The sequence below is a fragment of the Bradyrhizobium sacchari genome, from assembly GCF_002068095.1.
GTDB lineage: Bacteria > Pseudomonadota > Alphaproteobacteria > Rhizobiales > Xanthobacteraceae > Bradyrhizobium > Bradyrhizobium sacchari.
Genome location: NZ_LWIG01000017.1, coordinates 1 through 19,970 on the forward strand (window position 1 = coordinate 1; position 19,970 = coordinate 19,970).

The window sequence follows — 19,970 nt, forward strand, 5'->3', positions numbered from 1 at the left end:
GTGACGAGGCCGAGCGGGACCGCCTTGGGCTGGGACGAACCGGCGCGGAACACCAGCAGCGAGGTGGTCTGCTCGCCCGAGCCGATGTGGTGCGCGCCGTTCTCGTCGCCCATGTCATGGGCCGAGGAGCCGGCGGCGCCGAGAGCTTTGGCAATGCCGTTGGGGTCGATGATCATGATGACGGCGCCATCGCCCAGGATGGTGTTGCCGGAGAACATGTCGATGTGACGCAACTTGGTCGACATCGGCTTCACGACGATCTCTTCCGTATGGAAGACACCATCGACGACGATGCCAAACGTCTGGCTGCCGACTTGCGTGACCACGATGAAGCCGTTCTCGGGATCGGACGCCGCGCCGTCGTCGATCTTCAGGAGCTTCTTCAGATGGATCAGCGGCAGCAGCTTGTTGCGCAGACGCAAGACCGCCGTGTCCTTGATGCGCTCGATGCGGTGCTCGGAGTTGGCGCGGGCCCGCACCAGCTCGACCACCGAGAGCTGCGGGATCGCGAAGCGGTCACCGGCGGCCTCGACGATCAGGGCGGAGACGATGGCGAGGGTCAGCGGGATCTTGATGGTGACGGAGGAGCCTTCGCCGGCCACCGACTTGATGTCGATGGTGCCGCCGATCTGGTCGATATTGGTGCGCACCACGTCCATGCCGACGCCGCGGCCCGAGACCGAGGTGATGGCGGCCGCGGTGGAGAAGCCCGGCGCGAAGATGAACTTGTGGATCTGGGCTTCGCTCATCTTCTCGAGCTCAGCCTCGGTGACGAGACCGGAGGAGAGCGCCTTGGCCTTGATCTTCTCGGTGTTGAGACCTCTTCCGTTGTCGGCGATGCAGATGATGATGTGGCCGCCCTCGTGATAGGCGGACAGGCGAATGGTGCCCTGCTCGCCCTTGCCGCTCGCCAGGCGCTCGGCGGGGGTCTCCAGGCCGTGATCGGCGGAGTTGCGCACCATGTGGGTGAGCGGGTCCTTGATCAGGTCGAGCACCTGGCGGTCGAGCTCGGTGTCGGCGCCGTGCATCTCGAGCTCGATCTGCTTGCCGAGTTCGCTCGAGAGGTCGCGGACGATGCGGGGCAGCTTCTGCCAGGCATTGCCGATCGGCTGCATGCGCGTCTTCATGACGCCTTCCTGCAGCTCGGCGGTGACGTTGGAGAGGCGCTGCAGCGGCACCTTGAACTCGGTGTCCTCGTTGCGGCGGGAGATCTCCAGAAGCTGGTTGCGGGTCAGGACCAGCTCGGAGACCATGGTCATCAGATGCTCCAGCGTATCCACGTTGACGCGGATCGACTGGTTGGCGATGCGGTCGCCCTCGGAGGCGCCCTCGTCGGCCATCGACTTCTTCGGCGCGGCCTTGGGCGCCTTGGCTTCCTTCGCAGCTTCCTTCGCAGCTTCCTTGGCGGCAGGTGCCGGCGCTTCGGCAGCCGGCGCAGGTGCCGGCTCGGCCTTGGCGACGGGCGCGGGGACCGGCGCTTCGATCGCGGTCTCGCGGAAGGCGCGTTCGAGCTCGTCGAGCGAGACTTCGCCGGGGCGCAGCGGACGCTCCAGGGTCTGGTCGACCAGCGAGCCCGTGGTCATCGCCTTGGCGGGCGCGGCGGCAACAGGCGCTTCCGGCGCCAGCGGCGGCGCGTCGGCGACAGGAGCAGCAGCGCCGGCGGCCATCGCGGCCATGCCCTGCTCGACCATCGCTTCCAGCTTGTCGATGAGATCGCGGTCGGTACCTTCAGGCTCGGCTTCGGTCGCTTCCAGGCCGGCCAGGATCTCCTTGATGCGGTCGATCGAGGACAGGATCACCGTCACCGCTTCGGCCGTGACCGGCATGCCGTCGCGGAACTTGCCCATCAGCGTCTCGCCGGCATGCGCCAGCGCTTCGAGCCGCGGCAGGCCGAGGAAGCCGCACGTCCCCTTGATGGTGTGGACCAGGCGGAAGATGTTATCCAGGATCTTGGCGTTGTTCGGCTCCTGCTCGAACTTCACCAGCTGATTGTCGACGGTGTCCAGGCTCTCGCTGGTCTCCGTCAAGAACTCCCGCAACAGATCATCCATGGGATACGCCTTACTGAACTGGACTTCGACGCCTGAGCCGCGCCTGGAATCGGCGGAAGTCCTCGCTTTAGATCGTTAGACAACCCCTTTCACGGTCCCGTTAATTTCATCCTCCGTGCTAATACGGATATTGAAGAGAAGTTTGCGCTTCGACCGCGGGCGGCAACGTTTTCCGGCGCGGCTGGCACCGAGCCGTGACTGGAGGAAACATCGGGTAAACGCGCCGGTAAGGGCGGCACGGTGCGCGCAAAAAAGCTCTGCCCGTGAAGGACGATAGGCACTGCTCGCGTGAGATCGGCGGCGGCCGAGAGTGCTCGCGCGATCATCGCTTCACGCCCTGCCGCGATCGGCAAGGTCTGCGGTTGTGGTAAACGAACGCTTATCCCGCCGCCGATGCAACCGGCGCCGCGCTAACCCAGGCGCGCGGCCGACGCAACGTCGTCCGAACGGTGTTCCGCGAGGCAATTGTTGATGGCGGCGAGCAGCGCGTGCGGCGTGAACGGCTTGCGCAGACAGCACGCCGCGCCGAGCTCGAGCGCCATCCGCAGGAAGTCGGGCGCCGGCGAATTCAGGTTTGCTTATGCGTAACCGGACATCGCGATCCGCGGAATGGCAGGCGCGCGCTCGTGGAAGATACTGATCGATTCGAAGCCGCGCATGTGAGGCATGAAGATGTCGATGATCATCAGATCGAACCGTTCGTGTTCAAGAGCGCGCAATCCTGCTTCACCTCCTTCGGCAATCGTCACTCGAAAATTGTTTCGCTGCAGATAGACCTCGATGGCCATTCAGACCATCGGGTCCTCGTCGACCACGAGAATATGGCGCAGGCTTTCTGTCGCCGTTTGAGCTTCCCGTATCGGCGATTCAGCAATTGAACCGTGGGGCACGCCCTTCTCCTCTGGTTTGGATCGAAAAACTGACGGATGCGAACGCCGCCGGCGGGGCAGGCGATGGACGCGAAATCTGTGGCCACGTCAGGCAGGGGCGCGAAACAATCTCTGACGAATGATGTGACAGTGGCGGGCAAGCGAGGCTGCGCGGATCAGCCGATATCCGATGGCAACGCGAACGCAATATCTGCCACCGACCGCCAGCTTCCGGCTTATCAGGGCCCCCTGCCGGTTCTTCCCGACTGACGACGTTGGATTTACACGCCAGCCGCGTGCGTGAATCAGCACGCAACCCTTATTTCCGCCGCAAATGCGCCAGCGTGTCTGCCCTCTAATGGGTATATGGACGCCCCACAACCTGTACAATATTATCTATTCGCCGTACAACTGAATGACGAGGCGCGGCGTTGATCATGGATCGCACGCGCCGGAATTGGTTCTGCATGACCGCGAGCGGCTACCCGTCCAACCAGCTGCTGCAAATGCTCGATGCGGCAGACTTCGATCTGCTGCGTCCCCATCTCGCAACGGTCGAAATGGTCAGGGAGTCTGTCTTGGGCGAGGCCGGCGCCGCGCTGCGCCATGTCTACTTCCCGCACAGCGGATCCGTTTCGATCACGGTGGGCCTTTCTGAAGGACAGATGATCGAGGTCGCGATGCTGGGGCGCGACAACGTCGTGGGTGGCGGCGCGGCGCTTGCCGACGGCATCGCGCCGGCGGATGCGACCGTGCTCTTTCCCGGCGCGGCTTCTATGCTGGAAATCGGTGCGTTCCGGACGATCGCGGCTGCAAGCCTGCCGTTTCGAAGTCTGATTGTCCGACATGAGCAAGTTCTGCTCGCGCATGCGCAGCAGTCGTTGCTCTGCAACACGCTGCACCCGGTCGAAGCCCGGCTGGCACGCTGGCTGCTGCGAGCCCGCGACCTGTCCGACAGCGCGATCCTCCCGCTGACACAGGAAGCGCTGGCACAGATGATGGGTGTGCGGCGCAACGCCATTTCCCTCGTCGCGCATGCGCTGCAGCGGGCCCGCATCATCCGCTACACCCGCGGCCAGATCGAGATTCTCGATCCAGCCGCGCTGAAGGCGACGGCCTGCGACTGCTATTCGGCGGTCAAGGCCTCCCATTTGCGCCTGCTCGGACCACCGCGGTGACGACAGTGCCGACGCGAGCAGCCTGCATGCCGAATTGCACTCAGCGCCGCAGGGTTGATCGCCCCCGGACAACTTGTCCCAATTGCCAATATATCCCGACGTGAACATGATGGAACTTACCCGTGCCGGGAGCCATCTCGGTTGCCGCGGCTCACCGATGCGGGAGACGGGAGGCAGCTTTGGAAACAATGGTGCGTCCATCCAACGGTTTCCTGTCCGCGCTGTCGGCGGACGATTATGAATTGATCCGCCCACACCTGCGCACCGTCGACCTGCCGCATGAGGCCGTGCTGGTCGAGACCGGCGAGACGCTCAAGCGCGCTTACTTTCCCCACCGCGGCGTCATCTCGCTGGTGGTGAAGCTCGCCAAGGGCGAGCATGTGCAGGTCGCCATGATCGGCCGCGACAGCCTGCTCGGCACGCTCTCGACCATGGGCGATGCGTGCGCGCTGAATACAGCGATCGTCCTGGTTCCCGGCGCCGCGTCCATGATGGAGCTCGACCGGCTGCGCGTTGCGGCTGACCAGAGCAGCACTTTGCGGACATTGCTCACCCGCCACGGGCTCGCGGTCTACGCGCAGGTCCAGCAGACCGCCGGCTGCAACGCCGCCCACCCGGTGGAATCGCGGCTGTCGCGCTGCCTGTTGCATACCCATGACCTGTCGGGCGACTACCGGCTGCTACTGACCCAGGAGGCGATGGCGCAAATGATCGGAGCGCGGCGCAACAGCGTGTCGCTGGTCGCCAACACCTTGCAGCAGGCCAATTTCATCCACTACAGCCGCGGGCACATCCAGCTCCAGAACCTGGATGGCCTGCGCCAGACGGCGTGCGAGTGCTACGCCACCGTGAAGGCCCAGTACGACCGGCTGCTCGGCCAGCGCTGAGCGGCGCGGCCGTGTGGTAAACCTACGGCTAACGGCGGCTCGCAAACACCTTCCGTCCTGCTACCGGAACTGAAATTCAAATGCCGTAGACACGGAGCGAGCCACGCGCTGCCCACGCCGCGCGACCAATGCACCGTGACCAGGGGCAAGACCATGTTTGACGTGACCGTTGCGCCTGCGCAGGGAACTTTCGATGTCGAGCCCGCGCGCGAGCCGGGTGCGTACGCGGCGCTGGTGCGCGAAATCGGCGAGGACGGCGCCCGCGAGGTGCGTGCCGTGTTCTGGAGCGAGACCTGCGCGCGATTGCGGCTGTTTCGCACGCTCGCGCTCGCGCAGCACCACGGCAAGATCGCGCGCGAGGCGCATTCGCTGAAGAGCGCGGCCGGAACGTTCGGCTATGTCAGGCTCGCGGCGCTGGCGTTGCGGCTGGAGAAGACGGCGGAGACGCTCGGCGACAGCGAATTCCGCGATCTCCTGGACCGGATGGACGCGGCCTACCAAGCCGCGCGCGCACAGGAGCCGCAATGCTAGCGCAGGCCGCGCTAAACCCGCCGTACTTCTACGGTTTGTGATTTTTAGAGATGGCTAATCATAGGTGGCGATAGTCGCGGGAAACCAGGAGGGTTTCCATGTTCACCTATGAGACTGCGGACCAGAAGGAGGTCCGTCGCTTCCGCATCGCCCAGTTCAACGGCCGGATGGCGACCGTGAAATCCGGCGAGTCGACGGTGACTGGCTTCGTGCGCTCTGTGCTGGAGCAGGAATCGAGCATCCCTCCGCGCTGGACCATCACGATCATCCCGAACGTGCCGAAGGAAGAGCTCAAGCCGCTGCGGCCTTCGTCGCGCCTGCGTCCCTTCGCTGAAGATTATTTCTGACCGCGACCGGCTTCTCTCCAGCCCCGCCGCCTGCGGCGGCGCAGGGCAGAACCTCAATCGATCGAATGCAGCAGCGCGGCGCGGACGAGATCCGCGGTGTTGCGCGCACCGAGCTTGCGCATCGCCTCGGCGCGATGGCTCTCGAACGTGCGCGGACTGATCTGCATCCGAAGCGCACCCTGCTTGTTCGAGTACCCTTCGCTGATCAGGCGGAGCACCTCGCGTTCGCGCTTGGTCAGGCGTTTCTGACCCGACGGGCCCGTCAGCTCGGCACTCGGCATGCGCTGCGGCGTGCGGGGGGCGTTCGATTCTGCGTCTTCGATCCGGGTCGGAAGCGGCGAGGCCCCCTTGTGAGGGCCGGCAAGCTGCTTGACCAGGCCGCAAACGCGCTCGGTCTGCGTCAGCGCATTCTCCACCACCCGCTGCAGATAGGCACGGTCGGCCGTAACGGGCGCGAGCTGATCGCTGTGATGCTTGATCTCGCCCATATAGAGCAGGAGCGCAGTCAGGGGACCGTTGAGCTCGCGGGCGATGGCCGCCGCCATTTCATCGGCCGCTTTCGCCCGGGCGGCGTTCAGGCGGACGAAATCGAGCTCTTCAGCTGGAGCAGTGCTGCTTTCGTACCATTCCGACGGCCGCGAATCGGTGGCCGTATCATTCTGTGACCCCATGTGACTTGTTTAGCGGAACCGCGGCCGCTCTGTGGTTAACTTTCTGCTCCGTAAGACTACGGTGATTTTGTCAGTTTTGCGCTAAAATGCCGACACCGGCACAATTTATGCTTGCGCAAGGCTTGCTGCGACCATGCAAGGGTTGAGAATTTCGCCCAAATGCCGTGCAAACCGGTCGAAGCCCCGAATCGCCGCCTCCCCGGCCGTCCCCCCTCCCCCGGATTTTACGGAATAATTAACGGCGACTTGCTTCTCTAGGTCACGATTGAGAGCGCGCAAATGCCTCCATGCGTTTGGCCCATAGGCCAGCTGGAATCGTTGCGGAAGATTGCGTGCCATGAACGAGATCGATCGGCTGTCGGAATTTCTGCAGAGGCTGACGCCGCTGTCGCGCAGCTGTCTGCTCAGCGAGCTCGAGCGGCTCGAGCTGTGCGGCATCGACATGCCCGGCTCGCCCGAGGTGCAAGCACGCCTGCGCGCTGAATTTCGCAAGGACGGATCGACCCAGGCGCGCGCGACCAGCCCCTCGCGCTATTTCTTCGCGCCGCTCGAGCTGCTTCTGATCGACGGCGCACCCGAGCATGCCAATGCGGGGCGCATTTCGCGCAACACGCTCACCCCGATCTGGGAGTGGATCTGCCGCGACCTGCTGCCGACCATGGCGCGCGACTACGTCAAGGCGATCAACGACCAGGTCGCCGCCAACAACCCCAAGGAAGTGCTGAAGATCGCGGCGAACTTCCAGACCAAGGTCGTCAAGGTGCTCGAGAACACGCTCGCCTCCGAGGAGAGCACCGAGCTCGCGCGCGGCAAGCTCGCGCAATACACCGCCTCGCGCACCGCTTTCGACGACGTGAGGAAGATGCAGCAGGTGCTGCGCGCAGGCAGCGCGCTGCCGAAGTTCAACGACAAGCTGCCCGAGAAGATCGCGAAATTCGACGACGGCAAGGTCGCGCAGATCACCGCGCTGCTCGATGCCTTCAAGAAATCTCACCCGGATGCGCTGCCTTTCGCGCTGGCGCTGGTGGCGCGACGGCTGAAGACGCCCTGGCAATTGGTCCGCCTTGCCACCAAGGCCGCCGCGAGCAAGGCCGCGGCCGACGTCGCCGCCGCGCCCTATGCCTGCGTCGTGCCCATGGTGCTCGACCGGCTCGACGACAAGCGTCTCGCCTTGCGGATCGCGCTCCGGAACAACCGGGTGCTGGTCGCCCGCGACCTGCTTGCCGAGATCTACGACACCGAATATGCGCTGAAGGTCCGCATCGACGGCATCGAGGCCAGCGAATGGGGCATCCGCCTCCAGCAATTGATGGACGCGATCGCTGCACTGGTGTCCGCCGAGGTGAGCCGTTTCCCGTCCAATGTCGGCCACATCCTCGGCTCGCGCCGGCTGCGCAGCCACGACACGCTCGGCGGCAAGCTCTCCTATCTCGCCTGGAAGGGGCGCGACGTCGTGCAGGACGGCGCGGCGGCGTTTCGCAAACTGATCGGTCAGACCTAGATCGGGATTCGGCCACGAAGGGCCAGGTCACGCAGCGCGGCTAGCGCGGCAGGCACAGGAAGCGATCCATAAATCGCCCCGACAGCACGAACCTGAACCACCAATACATCATTCGCCGCATCGACATAGCTGCAATCCTCGACAGCCCACCACCGGCTACGCGGACCATTAGCGCACCTGCAGCAATGCGGATGTGATCTGCTTCACACGCCCGCCGTCTCGCCCGCGCGCATTGTCGCAGAACCGTCACGAGCGAAGACGGAACATGCGCGCATCGCGCGAAAATGAGTTCTTCGGCCGTGCCACCGCTCCTATCCTCCGATGCATCGGATGAGGCATTGGGAAGGAAGCCATGAGGTCGAACCGACGGATATTGACGATCGCAGCCCTGCTGACGGCCGCGCTGGCTCTGACGTCAACGACGATGGCGCAGACGTCGCCGCCACAGGGTGATGCGGCACCAACCGCTGACAACGCGGTGCTGCTCACCATCTTCTTCAAGCACGACCAATCTCGCCCACTCGGCGAATTAAATGCGCAGCTCGACAAGCAGGGATTCCGCAAGGCGTTTCCGCCGCCCGGAATCGAGGTCGTGAGCTGGTACGTGATGATGGGCATCGGCCAGGTCGTCACGCTGCGCCTGCCGGCCTCGCGGCTGCGCGAGGTCAATCGCGTCATCGAGGACACCGCGTGGGGTCCTTACCGCACCGAGTTCTATCCGACCTACGACTACAAGGCGGTCGGGATGGCCCAACACGACAAGGCCACAAGCAATTGAGGCGTCCATTATTCAATTGGGCGAAACGCGAACGGCCTCGTCCTATTGCAGGACACCGTCCTCGCGCGCTCGTGGGGCCGCGTCGTTCGAGATTCTTCCGCGATGACGGCGTCACGCGGCTGTCACGTGCGGTGAGACGTAAAGACTTCTCCAACGAGATCTAGACAATTTTAGACGTGGTGCGTGCTTTAACGTTACCCAGATAATTCAACAATCGGCTGAGGCCCTCCATATTTGAAACTGCTCCCGTCGCTAACACCGGTCGCGGAACGGGAGTGGCTTGCGATGAACGATGAAATTGTAGAGCTCGCCGGACGAAGGCCCAAGACCTTCGGTCGGCGAAAGATGACGCCGCGCGCTTGCGTCGCTGACGGCAAGCGCCATTTGCGTGCTTTCCTCGCCGAAGTGCTGGAGGACCTCGGCTTCGTCACCAGCGAATGCGCCAGCGCGGAGGAGCTGCAAACCATACTGGCGAGCGACTTGCCGGACCTGATCCTGCTCGGCATCTCCGCCGACGGCATCGAGCCCGGAAAGTTCCTGGAGACGCTGGTGCGCGAGGCCTTCGACGGCAAGGTTCTCGCCGTCGGCGCCCGCGAGTCGATCATCGTCAGGGCCGTGCAGCAGGTTGGCGAGGAATATGGCCTTGCGATGCTGCCGCCGCTGACGACGCCCTTTGCCGCGGAGACGCTGCGCGAACGCGTCGCGATGCTACTGCCGGAGGAGCCAGCGCCGAGCCCGGCCGTGCATGTCGGCGAGGCCCTGCATGCCGGCTGGCTCGAGCTGTGGTACCAGCCCAAGATCGACGCGCGGACGCTGATCCGCAACGGCGCCGAAGCGCTGGTGCGGATGCGGCATCCAACCTGGGGCGTGGTGCCGCCGGCCTATTTCATTCCCGAAGCGCACGATCCGCACTTGCGCGACCTGTCGGAGTTCGTGATCGAGCGCGCCGTGCAGGATTGGCACTATCTGCTGGAGCACCAGAGCCCGGTCGATCTCTCGATCAACCTGCCGGCGTCGTATCTGAGGGAGCCGCGGGCCGTGAACGATCTCTGTCGCCGGATGCCGACGCATCCGGCCTTCGGCGGCCTGACGATCGAGATCGACAGCGAGGAGGCAATCCGCGATCTCGATCACCTCGCCGAGGTCGCGCGCGAGGTGCGCCTGCACAATATCGGCCTGTCGATCGACAATCTCGGCGTAAACTGGCCGTCGCTGATGGACCTTGGCAAGATCCCTTTCATCAAGCTCAAGGCGGACCGTCACTTCGTCACCGGCAGCGGCGATGACCGGCTGAAACGCACGGTATGCCGCCACATCGTCGAGCTTGCACAGGGCTACGGCGTCGGCGCCATCGCCGAAGGCGTCGAGAGCCGCGCCGACCTCGTCGCCGCCAACGAACTCGGCTTCGACCTCGTGCAGGGCTTCCTGTTCGGCAAGCCGATGCCGCTGAAGAAGTTCGCAAGGAGCACGCTGACGCGAACGGTGCTGGAGTGAGCTCGTTCGCGGCGCTCACGTCCGGCCCTCCATTGACGATCGCCGCGAAGCATTCCGCCATGCCGCGCGCTGTCGCGATTCTCGCGCGCGGCAGGCAAGGCAATTCGCGGGGCTACGCGACGGCCGCGCTGGCCTCTGTCGCCGAACCCAAGGTGTCCGGCTCGTCATGGCGGGTCTGGGAGCGTCCGACGTGAAGTGCGAAGCCGCTCACGCCAGGGTCCTCCAGTCCTGAACGCAGCTGCATGTCCGGAATCAGGTAGTCGCCGCCGTTCTGGCGCCGATAGGCGATCGGAGGGGTCGTCGCAAGCGTGCTCATCCTCTCGCGCAGACGCGCCGCAACCGCCTCAAAACCTGCTTCGTCGAGCTTGTCGGATTTATAGACCACGAAGGGCGGAAGCACGTCGTATCCAGGATAATACAGAATGCCGTGGTTGATCGGGAACAGCAGGTCGTCGATCGGCCCATTGATCCCGCGCGCCGAGTAATGCTCCTGCCAGCCGCCGGCGGTCACGATCAGCATCGCGCGTTTGCCTGCCAATGTACCCTCGCCATAACGGTCTCCCCACCGCTTCTCGCTGTGTTCACCGACGCCGTACGCAAAGCCGTAAGCGAACACGCGATCGACCCAGCCCTTCAAGATCGCCGGCATGCTGAACCACCACAGGGGAAATTGCAGGATCAGCATGTCCGCCCACAGCAGCTTCTCGATCTCGCTTTTGACGTCGGCGGTCAATGTGCCGGCCTCGAACGCCAGCTTGGACGCAGCGGCGGGCGCAAGCCGGGCGTCGCCTGGAAGCGACGGGAAGTCCGCGCGGTCGACGTCCGATTTCCAGCTCTGGGCATATAGATCCGACACCCGCACGTCGTGACCCTGCGCCTGGAGCGCCTCGACGGCCACGTCTCGCAAAGCGCCGTTGAGCGAGCGCGGTTCGGGATGAGCAAAGACAATCAGCACTTTCATGTTCGGCACCATCTGGTTGGAAGATTTCGCTCAGCAGGTAGCGCGGCGTGCCGCGACTCGTTAGATGTAGCTGGTGGATAGGATTATGCCGAAAAATGGATAAATCGGAGGTCACGCTCGAGCGCATGCGCAGCTTCGTGCGGGTCGCCGAGCGAGGCAGCCTGTCCGCGGTCGCGCGCGAGCTCAGTGTCGGCCAGTCGTCGGTGACGCGGCACATTCGGGAGCTGGAGCAGGCGGTCGGGGTGCCGCTGCTCACGCGGACGACACGCAGGGTGACAATGACCGACGAAGGGCGCCGCTATTACGCCGACTGCGTGCAGATCCTGCGCCTCGTCGAGCAGGCGAGCGAAGAGGCGCGCAGCACGCGCGGCGCACCCGCCGGGACGGTGCGGGTCTCCTGCACCGCTGCCTTCGGCGTGCTCCACGTCAGCCGTTTTGTCTTCGCCTTCCAGGACCGCTATCCCGACGTGTCGGTGGATCTCAGCCTGACCGACGAGCGGATCGACCTCGTGCGGGAAGGTGTCGATGTCGCGCTCCGACTGGGGCCGCTCACCGACAGCTCGATGAAGCTCAAGCCGCTTGGCCAGTCGCAGCGAATCCTCGTAGCCTCACCTGAATACCTGGCCGCGCACGGCAGGCCCGCGCGCCCACAGGATATCGTCAAGCACGAGGGAGTGCGGATGTCCAACATCGCCGGGAGTGATGTGCTCGTACTGCACGGACGCCGCGGCGGCCGCCATGCCATACCCCTCGCCGGGCGCTTGCGCGTCGATCACGGGCTTGCGGCCCGGGAAGCGCTCGCGGCTGGCCGCGGCATTGCGCCCGCACATCTTTGGCTGATCGGGGATCTTCTTGCCGCCGGAAAGCTGGAACGCGTGCTTCCCGACTATTCGCCGCCTCCCGTTCCACTCAACATGCTGATCGTGCCCGAACGGTCCGGCATCGCGCGGGTACGACTGCTGGTCGATTTTCTCGCCGAGCAGATCGCGCGAATGCCCGGCATCGAAAGGCTCCCGTCCGGCAGGAGACCGGGCTAAAGCGCGACGAGATCTTCCCGGAAAGCTGCTTTGCACCTTTCCGGATCATGCGGGAAGAGCTGCCGTCACGCGAACCGTCGCGCGAAGAAGACGCAGACGACCACGAGGGCGGTCGCGGCGATCATGCTCCAGGCGACCGGCTCGTGCAGCAGCAGGCCGGCGAGCGCGAGGCCGAAGAAGGGCTGCAGCTGCTGCAACTGGCCAACGCGGGCGATGCCGCCGACGGCGAGCCCGCGGTACCAGAAGATGAAGCCGACGAACATGCTGAAGACGGAGACATAGGCGAGCCCGATCCAGGCCGGCGCACCGACGCCGCTCCATGCTGGCGGCCAGGTCAGGGCCACCACGGGCAGCATCAGCGGCAGCGCCAGCAGCAACGCCCAGGAGATCACCTGCCAGCCGCCGAGCCGGCGCGACAGCGTGGCGCCTTCTGCATAGCCGAGCCCGCACAGCACGACCGCCGCGACCATCAGGAGATCGCCGGTGAGCGAGGCGGAGCCGTCGCTGGAGAGAGCGAATCCCGCCACCGTGGCGCTGCCGAGGATCGCGAACAGCCAGAACAGCGGCTTTGGCCGCTCGCCGCCGCGCAGCACGGCGAAGACCGCGGTCGACAGCGGCAACAGCCCGACGAACACGATCGAATGCGCCGAGGTGATGTGCTGGAGCGCGAGCGCCGTCAGCAGGGGAAAGCCGACCACGACACCGATCGAGACGATGGCGAGCGAGACAATATCTCGCCGCTGCGGCCGCGCCTGACGGAGCAGGCCGAGCACGGCCGCACCGATCAGCGCGGCAATGACCGCCCGTGCCGAGGTCAGGAACAGCGCTGAGAAGCCGCCGACGGCGACGCGCGTCGCCGGCAGCGAGCCGCTGAAGATGATGACGCCGAGAAGCCCGTTGCCCCAGCCGCTGCCCGCCGATTGCATGCCCACCTCTTTCTGGACGGCGATCTTCGGCCTTCCGCGGTGGCAAGGACAGCAACAATGTAGTACAATTTTGCCGAACTGTAGGGATATGGAAGGTCATACACTTTGGACGATGCGCCGGCAAAGGGACGCAACGGAACGCGGACGACCGGTGTGATGAGCGCGATCCGCGCCAGGGTCGCCGGCCGTGCGCTCGGTCCCGGCGACCGGCTGCCATCGATCCGCGGTCTCGCCGCGACGATGGGCGTTTCGCCCTCGACGGTGGTGGAAGCTTATGATCGCCTGGCGGCCGAGGGCCTGATCCGCGCCCGCCGCGGCTCGGGCTTCTATGTTTCGCCGAGCGTCATGCCGCCGCTGGCGTTGACCGACGCCGAGCCGCGCCGCGACCGCGCGGTCGATCCGTTCTGGGTGTCCAGGCAGTCGCTCGATGCCGACGAGAGCGTGCTCAAGCCCGGCTGCGGCTGGCTGCCGCCGGACTGGATGCCCGAGGACGCCCTGCGCCGCGCCGCCCGCGCACTTGCCCGCACGGATGCGAGCGTCTTGACGAACTACGGCTCGACATCCGGCTCCCCCGCCCTGCGCCGGTTGCTGCTGAAGCGCCTCGCCGAAGATGAGATCGAGACCTCGGTCAACCAGCTGATGCTGACGGGGTCGGGCACGCAGGCAACCGACCTGATCTGCCGCTTCCTGCTGCGTCCCGGCGACACCGTGCTGGTCGACGATCCCTGCTACTTCAATTTTCGCGCGCTGCTGCGCGCGCACCAGGCCAGGATCATCAGCGTGCCGTACACGCCGTCGGGCCCGGACATCGCGCGCTTCGAGCAGGTCCTCGGCAGCGAGCGGCCGCGGCTCTACATCACCAATTCAGCGCTGCATAACCCGACCGGCGCGACGATGTCGCTGCAGACCGCGCACCGGCTTCTGACGGCGGCCGCCGCGCATGATCTCACCATCGTCGAGGACGACATCTTCGGCGATTTCGAGCCGGAGCGCTCGCCGCGCCTTGCCGCGCTCGACGGACTCAATCGCGTGATCCGCATCGGCAGCTTCTCCAAGACGCTGTCGGCCTCGGTGCGCTGCGGCTACATCGCAGGACGAGCAGACTGGATCGAGCAATTGGTCGACCTCCAGGTCGCGACCAGTTTTGGCGGCCCGAGCCCGGTTGCGACCGACATCATCGCCAATGTCCTGGCGGGCGGCGGCTATCGCAAGCACATGGACGAACTGAGACGGAGACTCACACGNCCCGCCGCGACGTCGCGCGAAAACTTCAGGCCCTCGGTATCGAGCCCTGGCTGATGCCGCGCGGCGGCTTCTTCCTCTGGTGCCGCCTCGCGGGCCGACAGGACGCCACCGCGATGGCGCGCGCCGCGCTCGAAGAGGATGTCGTGCTCGCACCTGGCAACGTGTTCAGCGTCTCGCAGACGGCGCAAAACTTCATGCGATTCAACGTGGCGCATATGAGCGAGCCGCGCATATGGGATGTGCTGCGACGGGCGCTGAAGGCGGCATGAAGATCATCAACGCCTAATACCACGGCTCCTCATACACCGGCTCGCCGTCGAGCAGCAGCCGCTTGACGGCGGCGCGGCCGGAGGGCAGCACGGCGGCGACGACGCGCAGTTTCTGCTGATTGCGGGCCTGCTCGAGCGTCCTGCCCTCGCCTTCGGGCACGAAATAGCTTTCGAGACCGTATTTGATCGTCAGCTTGTCGCAGAAGATGGGGCTGGTCGAACCGCAGGAATAGAGGACGCGGCCGCGGATCAGGATTTCGGGCGCCGTGACTGCAATAGGCTCGGCATGCACCGAGACGGCCTCGTAAAGCCCGTTGGCACCGGGCGCGAGCTTGACGAACACCAAGGGATTGCGCGTGCCAGACGGTTTGCCGGTGAGGCGACCTGCCGGCAGCTGCGAGATGTCGTAGCGGAGCACGACATAATCGCCGCGCAGCAGATCGCGGGGATCGACCGGCTGCGTCTGCAGGGTCACCTCACGGCCGTCGCGCAGGATCTGCATGCGATCGGCAACCATCAGAACCAGCAGCACGCATTGGATCAGGATGGCGGCGCCGAACAGCACGGCTTTCGGGATGCGCTGCCAGAATCTTGTCACGGATGCGATCAGCTCGGTCATCGCTGAACCCTCGGCAGCATGCGATTGAGCGCGGTGGCAAATGCGACGGCCGCAACGCCCGCCGCGGCCAGGAAGGCCGAGCGACGCAGCAGCGAGCCCTTCACGGACCAGGTGATGCCGGCGATGACCCCGGCAATTCCGAGCCAGCCGGCCACGACGCGCGGGCGTACGTCATCGAGCATGCCGGAGACGACGAGGCACAGCATGGCTGAGAGCAGCGCGGCATAGGCGAACCAGGATTCGCCGGCCATGGATGCCGGCCAGACCGGTGCGGCCAGTAGGACCAGCCCGATCGCACATGCCGCAAGGACTTCACCTGCGCGCCTGGTGATCCCTGCGGACACCAGCGCTAGGATCACGCCGACAACCCCGCACACAATGGCCCACAGCGGCTGGCCCGCACCCGAACCGGCCCGGAAGCGGACGATGTCGTCGACCGTCGTCACCTCCAGGAACGCGGCGGTGGCCAGCGAAAACGCGCCGTAGATCGACAGGACGCTGCCGAACCGGAGCGCTCTCGGCGACGGCGCGGCCGCAATCGCCAGTCCGGCGCCGAACAGCAAGGCCGCTCCGTTCGCGAGCACGAATGACGGCTGGGCGCCGTCGAATTCGAAGCGGAACGACGTCGCGACCCACCATGGAATCATCGCGATCGCGACGAGGTGGGCGGCAGCGCGCGAATGCCACGCGAAGGCGAGAGCGGCGGCGAACAGCCAGACCGCCAGGAACGGAAGATGCAGGACATCGGGTGCATCGTAAACCCGCATGCAGGTCCAGATCGAGGCCGCCACGAGGCCGACCGCGAGCGCGCCGCGCGAGCCGGTCAGCACCGCCGCGGCCAACGCGCCGATCGACCACAACAGCATGCCAGCGGCAAAGTCGTCGCCGAGATGATACATCTGGCCGACCAGCGCGATGCCCGCGCCGAAGATGATCGCACCGACGCTGGCACAGAGATCGGCGAGAACAATGCGCCCCCTTGAGGCGAACCAGGCGCCGAGGCCGCCGGCAACGACCATGCCGGCAATCAGGATCGCAAACCGCATCAGCCGCGCGATCTCCGTCCAGTGCGCGGCGATGAAGGCGAGGAAGGCGGCAGCGATCAGCAAGCCGCCGACGATGCCGACGACCACCGCGATGTTGATGCCGGGGGAGAGCGGAGGAAGCGCGTTGCGGATGCTGGCGGCCGCCGCCGGCGCAATCACGCCATCGGCTTCCCATTGCACAAGGTCAGCTTCGAGGCGCTGCCGGTAGGCTTTGTCGAACATGGTCGTGAATTACCTGACTGCCTGCCGGCCACTGGCTCCGTGCCCGCCGGCGGGCTGTTGCTGGGTCGGCCGCCGCCGCTGGCAGGTTCAACCTTTATCATCGCTGCGATGACAGGGCTCCGGATCGCCGGCTGCCGCTCGGGCACGTTAACCGCTCCGTTCGCGGATCGCCTGCGCGCCCGCCAAGATACCGCGCTGGAGCGCGCGTGCGGCCGGCGAGAGGTCGCGGCCGATGCGCCAGATCAGATAGAGCTCGCGCTCGATCACGGGCTCGACCAGCTTGCGCCAGGTGAGCACGGGATGATCCGCCTCCGGCCAGGCGAGACTCGGCAGCGGCGCGACGCCGACCCCGGCTTCGACCAGCGCCAGCAGCGTCGCCGGATGCTCGGCCTCATGGATCGGCGTGCCGTGTCCGAGCTCCGCGAAGCCGCGCTCGATCTCGAGCCGGATGCCTGTGCCTGACGCCATCACTACGAGGCCGGCTTTTGATGCTTCGGTCCAGCTCACCTCGGCGCGCGCGCTGAGCGGATGATCGCGGCGCATCACCAGCGCGAAATTGTCGATCAGCAGGCGCGAGGCGTCGAGCTCCGGATCGTCACCGGGCACGTTGGCAATGCCGAGATCGACATCGCCGCCGCGCAGCGCCGCAAAGATCTGATGCCGCGAGATCTCCTTCAGCGTCACCGCGACCATCGGATGCTCGCGCTGGAATGCGGCGAGCACACGCGGCATCAGCCGCAGCGCCACCGACGGCACGCAGGCCACCGTGACGTGACCGCGGCGGTGCTCGCGCAAATCACGTAGATCCTGGAGCTGCCGATCGAGATCGGCCAGCAGACGCTGGATGCCCGGCATGAACTCCGCTCCGACCTTGCTGAGCTGAAGCTTTCGCGTGGTGCGATCGAGCAGCCGCACCCGCAAATTTTCCTCGAGCTGACGCACTGCCTGGCTGACGGCGGATTGCGACATCCCGAGCGCGCGCGCCGCGGCGCTGAAGCTGCCGGTCTCGACGACCCGGACAAAGGCGCGGAGCTGTTTCAGGTCGAGCTGATCTATCAGCATAGCTTATAAATATATCTCTCTATTCCGGATTGTTAATGAAAATCTCCAATGCAAGGATTTTGGGCGAAGATCGGGGATGATCATCAAATGGGCAGTCGGCGAGCTAACTCGTTGTTCTGACAAGTCAAAGGACTGGGACGTGATCAACAGACGCGACCTCATGAAGTATTCGCTGCTGGGCGCGGCGACGGCGCCGCTGGGCGGCCTCAACACGCCCGGCTTCGCCGCCGGCAGCAAGGTGGCGATCGCCGAGGCGCTGCGGCTCGGCATGTACAACTCGCTTTATGTCGCGGCGGAGAAGGGGCTGTTCGCCAAGCATGGCCTGGACGCCGACCTCTCCACCGCCGGCGGCATTGCGCTGCCGGTGCCGATCCTGCTCTCCGGGCGCGGCCAGATCGGCGTGACCAGCCCGGGCATGTCGGTCAATGCGGTGCGCGAGGGCGGCAAGATCAAGAACATCGCCAAGATCGTCGGTGGCGTGTCGATGTGGGGCATTGCGAAACCCGACAGCAAGATCAGGACGATCGACGATCTGCGCGGCAAGACCATCGCTACGCTGAAATTCCCGTCCTCGACAATTCAGGTGCCGACCTACGCGATCAAGACCGTCGGCAAGTTCGATCCGAAGGAAGCCGGCGTCACCTTCCTCGAGCTGCCGCCCGGCGCGCAGGCCGCCGCGGTGAAGGACGGCCGCGCCGACATCGCCACCGCCTTCGAATGGGACGTCAGCATCGCCGCCGAACAGTTCGGCTTGGTGCCGGTGCTGTCCTTTGCCGACGTGCTCGGCTCGCTCTGCTTCACCACGGCGATGGCGACGGAAGAGACGATCGCGAGCAATCCGGCGGCCGTGCAGGGCTTTTGCAACGCCATCGCGGAAGCGCAGAAGCTGATGCACGAGAACAATACTGTTTTCACCGAGGTCGCAGAGAAGTACTTCCCGAAGGTCACGCCGTCGGTGGTCGCGAGCGCAACGAAGAACTTCTTCGGCTCCAAGACTGCGATCCCGCGCAATCCCACCATCTCGGCGGACGAATGGGACCGCGCGATGCAGCTCGAACAAGGCGGCGGCGCGGTGCAGTCCGCCCTTCCCTACACGCAGATGGTCGACAATCGCTTCGCCGAGCAGGCCACGAAGCAGTTCGGTCTCGCGTCATGACCGTGAATACGTCTCCGGCGCGCGAGCAGCGCTACGTCACGCTGCCTGCGCGGCCCGAGCCGCTGCGGCTCGCGATCGACGAGACCGCCGTGGTCGTCGTCGACATGCAGAATGCCTATGCTTCGCCCAACGGCTATCTCGACCTCGCCGGTTTCGACATCTCCGGCGCCAAGGCCGCGATCACCGCGATCCAGGACGTGCTGGACGTCGCGCGCGGTGCCGGCGTCCCGGTGATCTTCTTCCAGAACGGCTGGGACGCGGACTATGTCGAGGCCGGCGGCCCGGGCTCGCCGAACTGGCACAAGTCGAATGCGCTGAAGACGATGCGCAAGCGGCCCGAGCTGCAGGGCAAGCTGCTCGCCAAGGGCGGCTGGGACTATGCGCTGGTCGACGATCTGCAGCCGAAGCCCGGCGACATCGTGGTGCCGAAGACGCGCTATAGCGGCTTCTTCAACAGCCAGTTCGACAGCATCTTGCGCGCCCGCGGCATCCGCAACCTCGTGTTCTGTGGCATCGCGACCAACGTCTGCGTGGAATCGACGCTGCGCGACGCCTTTCACCTCGAATATTTCGGCGTGATGCTGGAGGACGCGACCCACCAGGCCGGCCCCGACTACATCCAGAAGGCTTCAATCTTCAACATCGAGACCTTCTTCGGCTGGGTCTCGTCCGCGAGCGACTTCCGCCGCGCCTTTGCCCAGACCGAAGCCGTTCCAGCAAAAAAGGATTCGCTATGACCGACCGCGCCATCATTCCGCCGGGCACCCACGCCCCCATCGCCCCGTTTTCCCCGGGCATGATGGCCGACAACGTGATCTACGTGTCGGGCACGCTGGCTTTCGATGCCAACAACGACGTTGTCCACGCAGGCGACGCCGCCGGCCAGACCCGGCACATCCTGGAGACGATCAAGCGCGTGCTGGAGACGGCGGGCTCGAGCCTTGCCGACGTCACCTTCAACTCGATCTTCATCACCGACTGGGCCAACTACGCCGCGGTCAACAAGGTCTATGCCGAATATTTTCCAGGTGAGAAGCCGGCGCGCTATTGCATCCAGTGCGGCCTGGTGAAGCCTGCCTGCCTCGTCGAGATCGCCTCGATCGCACACAAGAGGGCGTGA

18 protein-coding genes and 3 pseudogenes are annotated in these 19,970 nt (G+C 65.3%); 13 read left to right on the plus strand and 8 right to left on the minus strand.

Features of this window, described 5'->3' with window-relative positions; genetic code table 11:
- Together A5906_RS21935 and A5906_RS21940 are read right to left on the minus strand one after the other, a co-directional pair.
- The coding region (locus tag A5906_RS21935; RefSeq protein WP_080137407.1) for a chemotaxis protein CheA at positions 1 to 2,051 on the minus strand (2,051 nt) is incomplete at its 3' end.
- 410 nt (positions 2,052 to 2,461) lie between these two features.
- A pseudogene (locus tag A5906_RS21940) lies at positions 2,462 to 2,839 on the minus strand (response regulator).
- A 548-nt stretch (positions 2,840 to 3,387) separates the two neighbouring features.
- Here A5906_RS21940 and A5906_RS21945 point away from each other — a divergent pair.
- The 4 genes from A5906_RS21945 (at position 3,388) to A5906_RS21960 (ending at position 5,863) form a co-directional block, all read left to right on the plus strand.
- The gene (locus A5906_RS21945; RefSeq protein WP_080137449.1) at positions 3,388 to 4,098 is read left to right on the plus strand and encodes a Crp/Fnr family transcriptional regulator; all 711 of its coding nucleotides are present in this window, start codon (positions 3,388 to 3,390) and stop codon (positions 4,096 to 4,098) included.
- A 188-nt stretch (positions 4,099 to 4,286) separates the two neighbouring features.
- Positions 4,287 to 4,985 carry a Crp/Fnr family transcriptional regulator gene (locus A5906_RS21950; RefSeq protein WP_186465204.1) on the plus strand — a complete coding sequence of 233 codons (699 nt, stop codon included), beginning with the start codon at positions 4,287 to 4,289 and terminating at the stop codon, positions 4,983 to 4,985.
- 153 nt (positions 4,986 to 5,138) lie between these two features.
- Entirely contained in the window at positions 5,139 to 5,516 is a 378-nt protein-coding gene (locus A5906_RS21955; RefSeq protein WP_080137409.1) for an Hpt domain-containing protein, read from the plus strand.
- Positions 5,517 to 5,614: 98 nt separating this feature from the next.
- A complete protein-coding gene (locus A5906_RS21960; RefSeq protein ID WP_080137410.1) occupies positions 5,615 to 5,863 on the plus strand; it encodes a hypothetical protein in 249 nt (82 codons plus the stop codon).
- Between the two features lie 53 nt (positions 5,864 to 5,916).
- On the opposite strand, the gene A5906_RS21965 is transcribed toward A5906_RS21960, so the two are convergent.
- Complete coding sequence (locus tag A5906_RS21965) at positions 5,917 to 6,534, minus strand: response regulator transcription factor (RefSeq protein WP_080137411.1); 618 nt, start codon at positions 6,532 to 6,534, stop codon at positions 5,917 to 5,919.
- A gap of 337 nt (positions 6,535 to 6,871) precedes the next feature.
- On the opposite strand from A5906_RS21965, the gene A5906_RS21970 reads away from it, so the two are divergent.
- The 3 genes from A5906_RS21970 to A5906_RS21980 all read left to right on the plus strand — a co-directional run bounded on the left by A5906_RS21970 (position 6,872) and on the right by A5906_RS21980 (position 10,307).
- Positions 6,872 to 8,035, plus strand: coding sequence for a hypothetical protein (locus tag A5906_RS21970; protein WP_080137412.1), 1,164 nt, complete (start codon positions 6,872 to 6,874; stop codon positions 8,033 to 8,035).
- Positions 8,036 to 8,387: 352 nt separating this feature from the next.
- Entirely contained in the window at positions 8,388 to 8,813 is a 426-nt protein-coding gene (locus A5906_RS21975) for a hypothetical protein (RefSeq protein ID WP_080137413.1), read from the plus strand.
- Positions 8,814 to 9,098: 285 nt separating this feature from the next.
- Complete coding sequence (locus A5906_RS21980; RefSeq protein ID WP_080137414.1) at positions 9,099 to 10,307, plus strand: EAL domain-containing response regulator; 1,209 nt, start codon at positions 9,099 to 9,101, stop codon at positions 10,305 to 10,307.
- A 112-nt stretch (positions 10,308 to 10,419) separates the two neighbouring features.
- On the opposite strand, the gene A5906_RS21985 is transcribed toward A5906_RS21980, so the two are convergent.
- Positions 10,420 to 11,268 carry an NAD(P)H-dependent oxidoreductase gene (locus A5906_RS21985; RefSeq protein ID WP_080137450.1) on the minus strand — a complete coding sequence of 283 codons (849 nt, stop codon included), beginning with the start codon at positions 11,266 to 11,268 and terminating at the stop codon, positions 10,420 to 10,422.
- A gap of 95 nt (positions 11,269 to 11,363) precedes the next feature.
- On the opposite strand from A5906_RS21985, the gene A5906_RS21990 reads away from it, so the two are divergent.
- A complete protein-coding gene (locus A5906_RS21990; RefSeq protein ID WP_080137415.1) occupies positions 11,364 to 12,305 on the plus strand; it encodes a LysR family transcriptional regulator in 942 nt (313 codons plus the stop codon).
- A 65-nt stretch (positions 12,306 to 12,370) separates the two neighbouring features.
- Here the strand turns inward: A5906_RS21990 and A5906_RS21995 are convergent, their stop codons facing one another.
- The gene (locus A5906_RS21995) at positions 12,371 to 13,231 is read right to left on the minus strand and encodes a DMT family transporter (protein WP_080137416.1); all 861 of its coding nucleotides are present in this window, start codon (positions 13,229 to 13,231) and stop codon (positions 12,371 to 12,373) included.
- A 156-nt stretch (positions 13,232 to 13,387) separates the two neighbouring features.
- Here A5906_RS21995 and A5906_RS22000 point away from each other — a divergent pair.
- Together A5906_RS22000 and A5906_RS44795 are read left to right on the plus strand one after the other, a co-directional pair.
- Positions 13,388 to 14,475 (plus strand): annotated as a pseudogene (locus A5906_RS22000) (aminotransferase-like domain-containing protein); the annotation flags it as partial.
- A 1-nt stretch (position 14,476) separates the two neighbouring features.
- A pseudogene (locus A5906_RS44795) lies at positions 14,477 to 14,745 on the plus strand (aminotransferase class I/II-fold pyridoxal phosphate-dependent enzyme); the annotation flags it as partial.
- A 13-nt stretch (positions 14,746 to 14,758) separates the two neighbouring features.
- Here the strand turns inward: A5906_RS44795 and A5906_RS22005 are convergent.
- From A5906_RS22005 to A5906_RS22015, 3 genes are all read right to left on the minus strand, one after another.
- Positions 14,759 to 15,364, minus strand: a complete 606-nt coding sequence (locus tag A5906_RS22005; RefSeq protein WP_080137417.1) for a GDYXXLXY domain-containing protein — start codon at positions 15,362 to 15,364, stop codon at positions 14,759 to 14,761.
- Entirely contained in the window at positions 15,361 to 16,632 is a 1,272-nt protein-coding gene (locus A5906_RS22010; protein ID WP_080137418.1) for a DUF2157 domain-containing protein, read from the minus strand. Before A5906_RS22010 ends, A5906_RS22005 begins: the two co-directional genes overlap by 4 nt.
- Before the next feature lie 147 nt (positions 16,633 to 16,779).
- Positions 16,780 to 17,694 (minus strand): LysR family transcriptional regulator, encoded by a 915-nt coding sequence (locus tag A5906_RS22015; RefSeq protein WP_080137419.1) that lies wholly within the window; start codon positions 17,692 to 17,694, stop codon positions 16,780 to 16,782.
- Positions 17,695 to 17,833: 139 nt separating this feature from the next.
- Between A5906_RS22015 and A5906_RS22020 the strand changes: the two genes are divergently transcribed.
- Genes A5906_RS22020 through rutC form a run of 3 tightly spaced genes read left to right on the plus strand, consistent with a single transcriptional unit; the run spans position 17,834 to position 19,970 of the window.
- Positions 17,834 to 18,850 (plus strand): ABC transporter substrate-binding protein, encoded by a 1,017-nt coding sequence (locus tag A5906_RS22020; protein WP_080137451.1) that lies wholly within the window; start codon positions 17,834 to 17,836, stop codon positions 18,848 to 18,850.
- Positions 18,847 to 19,587 carry a pyrimidine utilization protein B gene (gene rutB, locus A5906_RS22025; RefSeq protein WP_080137420.1) on the plus strand — a complete coding sequence of 247 codons (741 nt, stop codon included), beginning with the start codon at positions 18,847 to 18,849 and terminating at the stop codon, positions 19,585 to 19,587. The genes A5906_RS22020 and rutB overlap by 4 nt, the downstream gene beginning before the upstream one ends.
- On the plus strand, positions 19,584 to 19,970 hold the full coding sequence (gene rutC, locus A5906_RS22030; RefSeq protein ID WP_080137421.1) for a pyrimidine utilization protein C: 387 nt from the start codon (positions 19,584 to 19,586) through the stop codon (positions 19,968 to 19,970). The genes rutB and rutC overlap by 4 nt, the downstream gene beginning before the upstream one ends.

Coding starts and splice junctions, on each gene's coding strand:
- A5906_RS21945 (WP_080137449.1), top strand. CDS start 3,388: ATGACCGCGAGCGGCTACCCGTCCAACCAGCTGCTGCAAATGCTCGAT.
- A5906_RS22010 (WP_080137418.1), bottom strand. CDS start 16,632: ATGTTCGACAAAGCCTACCGGCAGCGCCTCGAAGCTGACCTTGTGCAA.
- A5906_RS21985 (WP_080137450.1), bottom strand. CDS start 11,268: ATGAAAGTGCTGATTGTCTTTGCTCATCCCGAACCGCGCTCGCTCAAC.
- A5906_RS21965 (WP_080137411.1), bottom strand. CDS start 6,534: ATGGGGTCACAGAATGATACGGCCACCGATTCGCGGCCGTCGGAATGG.
- rutC (WP_080137421.1), top strand. CDS start 19,584: ATGACCGACCGCGCCATCATTCCGCCGGGCACCCACGCCCCCATCGCC.
- A5906_RS21990 (WP_080137415.1), top strand. CDS start 11,364: ATGGATAAATCGGAGGTCACGCTCGAGCGCATGCGCAGCTTCGTGCGG.
- A5906_RS21960 (WP_080137410.1), top strand. CDS start 5,615: ATGTTCACCTATGAGACTGCGGACCAGAAGGAGGTCCGTCGCTTCCGC.
- A5906_RS21955 (WP_080137409.1), top strand. CDS start 5,139: ATGTTTGACGTGACCGTTGCGCCTGCGCAGGGAACTTTCGATGTCGAG.
- A5906_RS21950 (WP_186465204.1), top strand. CDS start 4,287: ATGGTGCGTCCATCCAACGGTTTCCTGTCCGCGCTGTCGGCGGACGAT.
- A5906_RS22015 (WP_080137419.1), bottom strand. CDS start 17,694: ATGCTGATAGATCAGCTCGACCTGAAACAGCTCCGCGCCTTTGTCCGG.
- A5906_RS21995 (WP_080137416.1), bottom strand. CDS start 13,231: ATGCAATCGGCGGGCAGCGGCTGGGGCAACGGGCTTCTCGGCGTCATC.
- rutB (WP_080137420.1), top strand. CDS start 18,847: ATGACCGTGAATACGTCTCCGGCGCGCGAGCAGCGCTACGTCACGCTG.
- A5906_RS21970 (WP_080137412.1), top strand. CDS start 6,872: ATGAACGAGATCGATCGGCTGTCGGAATTTCTGCAGAGGCTGACGCCG.
- A5906_RS22005 (WP_080137417.1), bottom strand. CDS start 15,364: ATGACCGAGCTGATCGCATCCGTGACAAGATTCTGGCAGCGCATCCCG.
- A5906_RS21980 (WP_080137414.1), top strand. CDS start 9,099: ATGAACGATGAAATTGTAGAGCTCGCCGGACGAAGGCCCAAGACCTTC.
- A5906_RS21975 (WP_080137413.1), top strand. CDS start 8,388: ATGAGGTCGAACCGACGGATATTGACGATCGCAGCCCTGCTGACGGCC.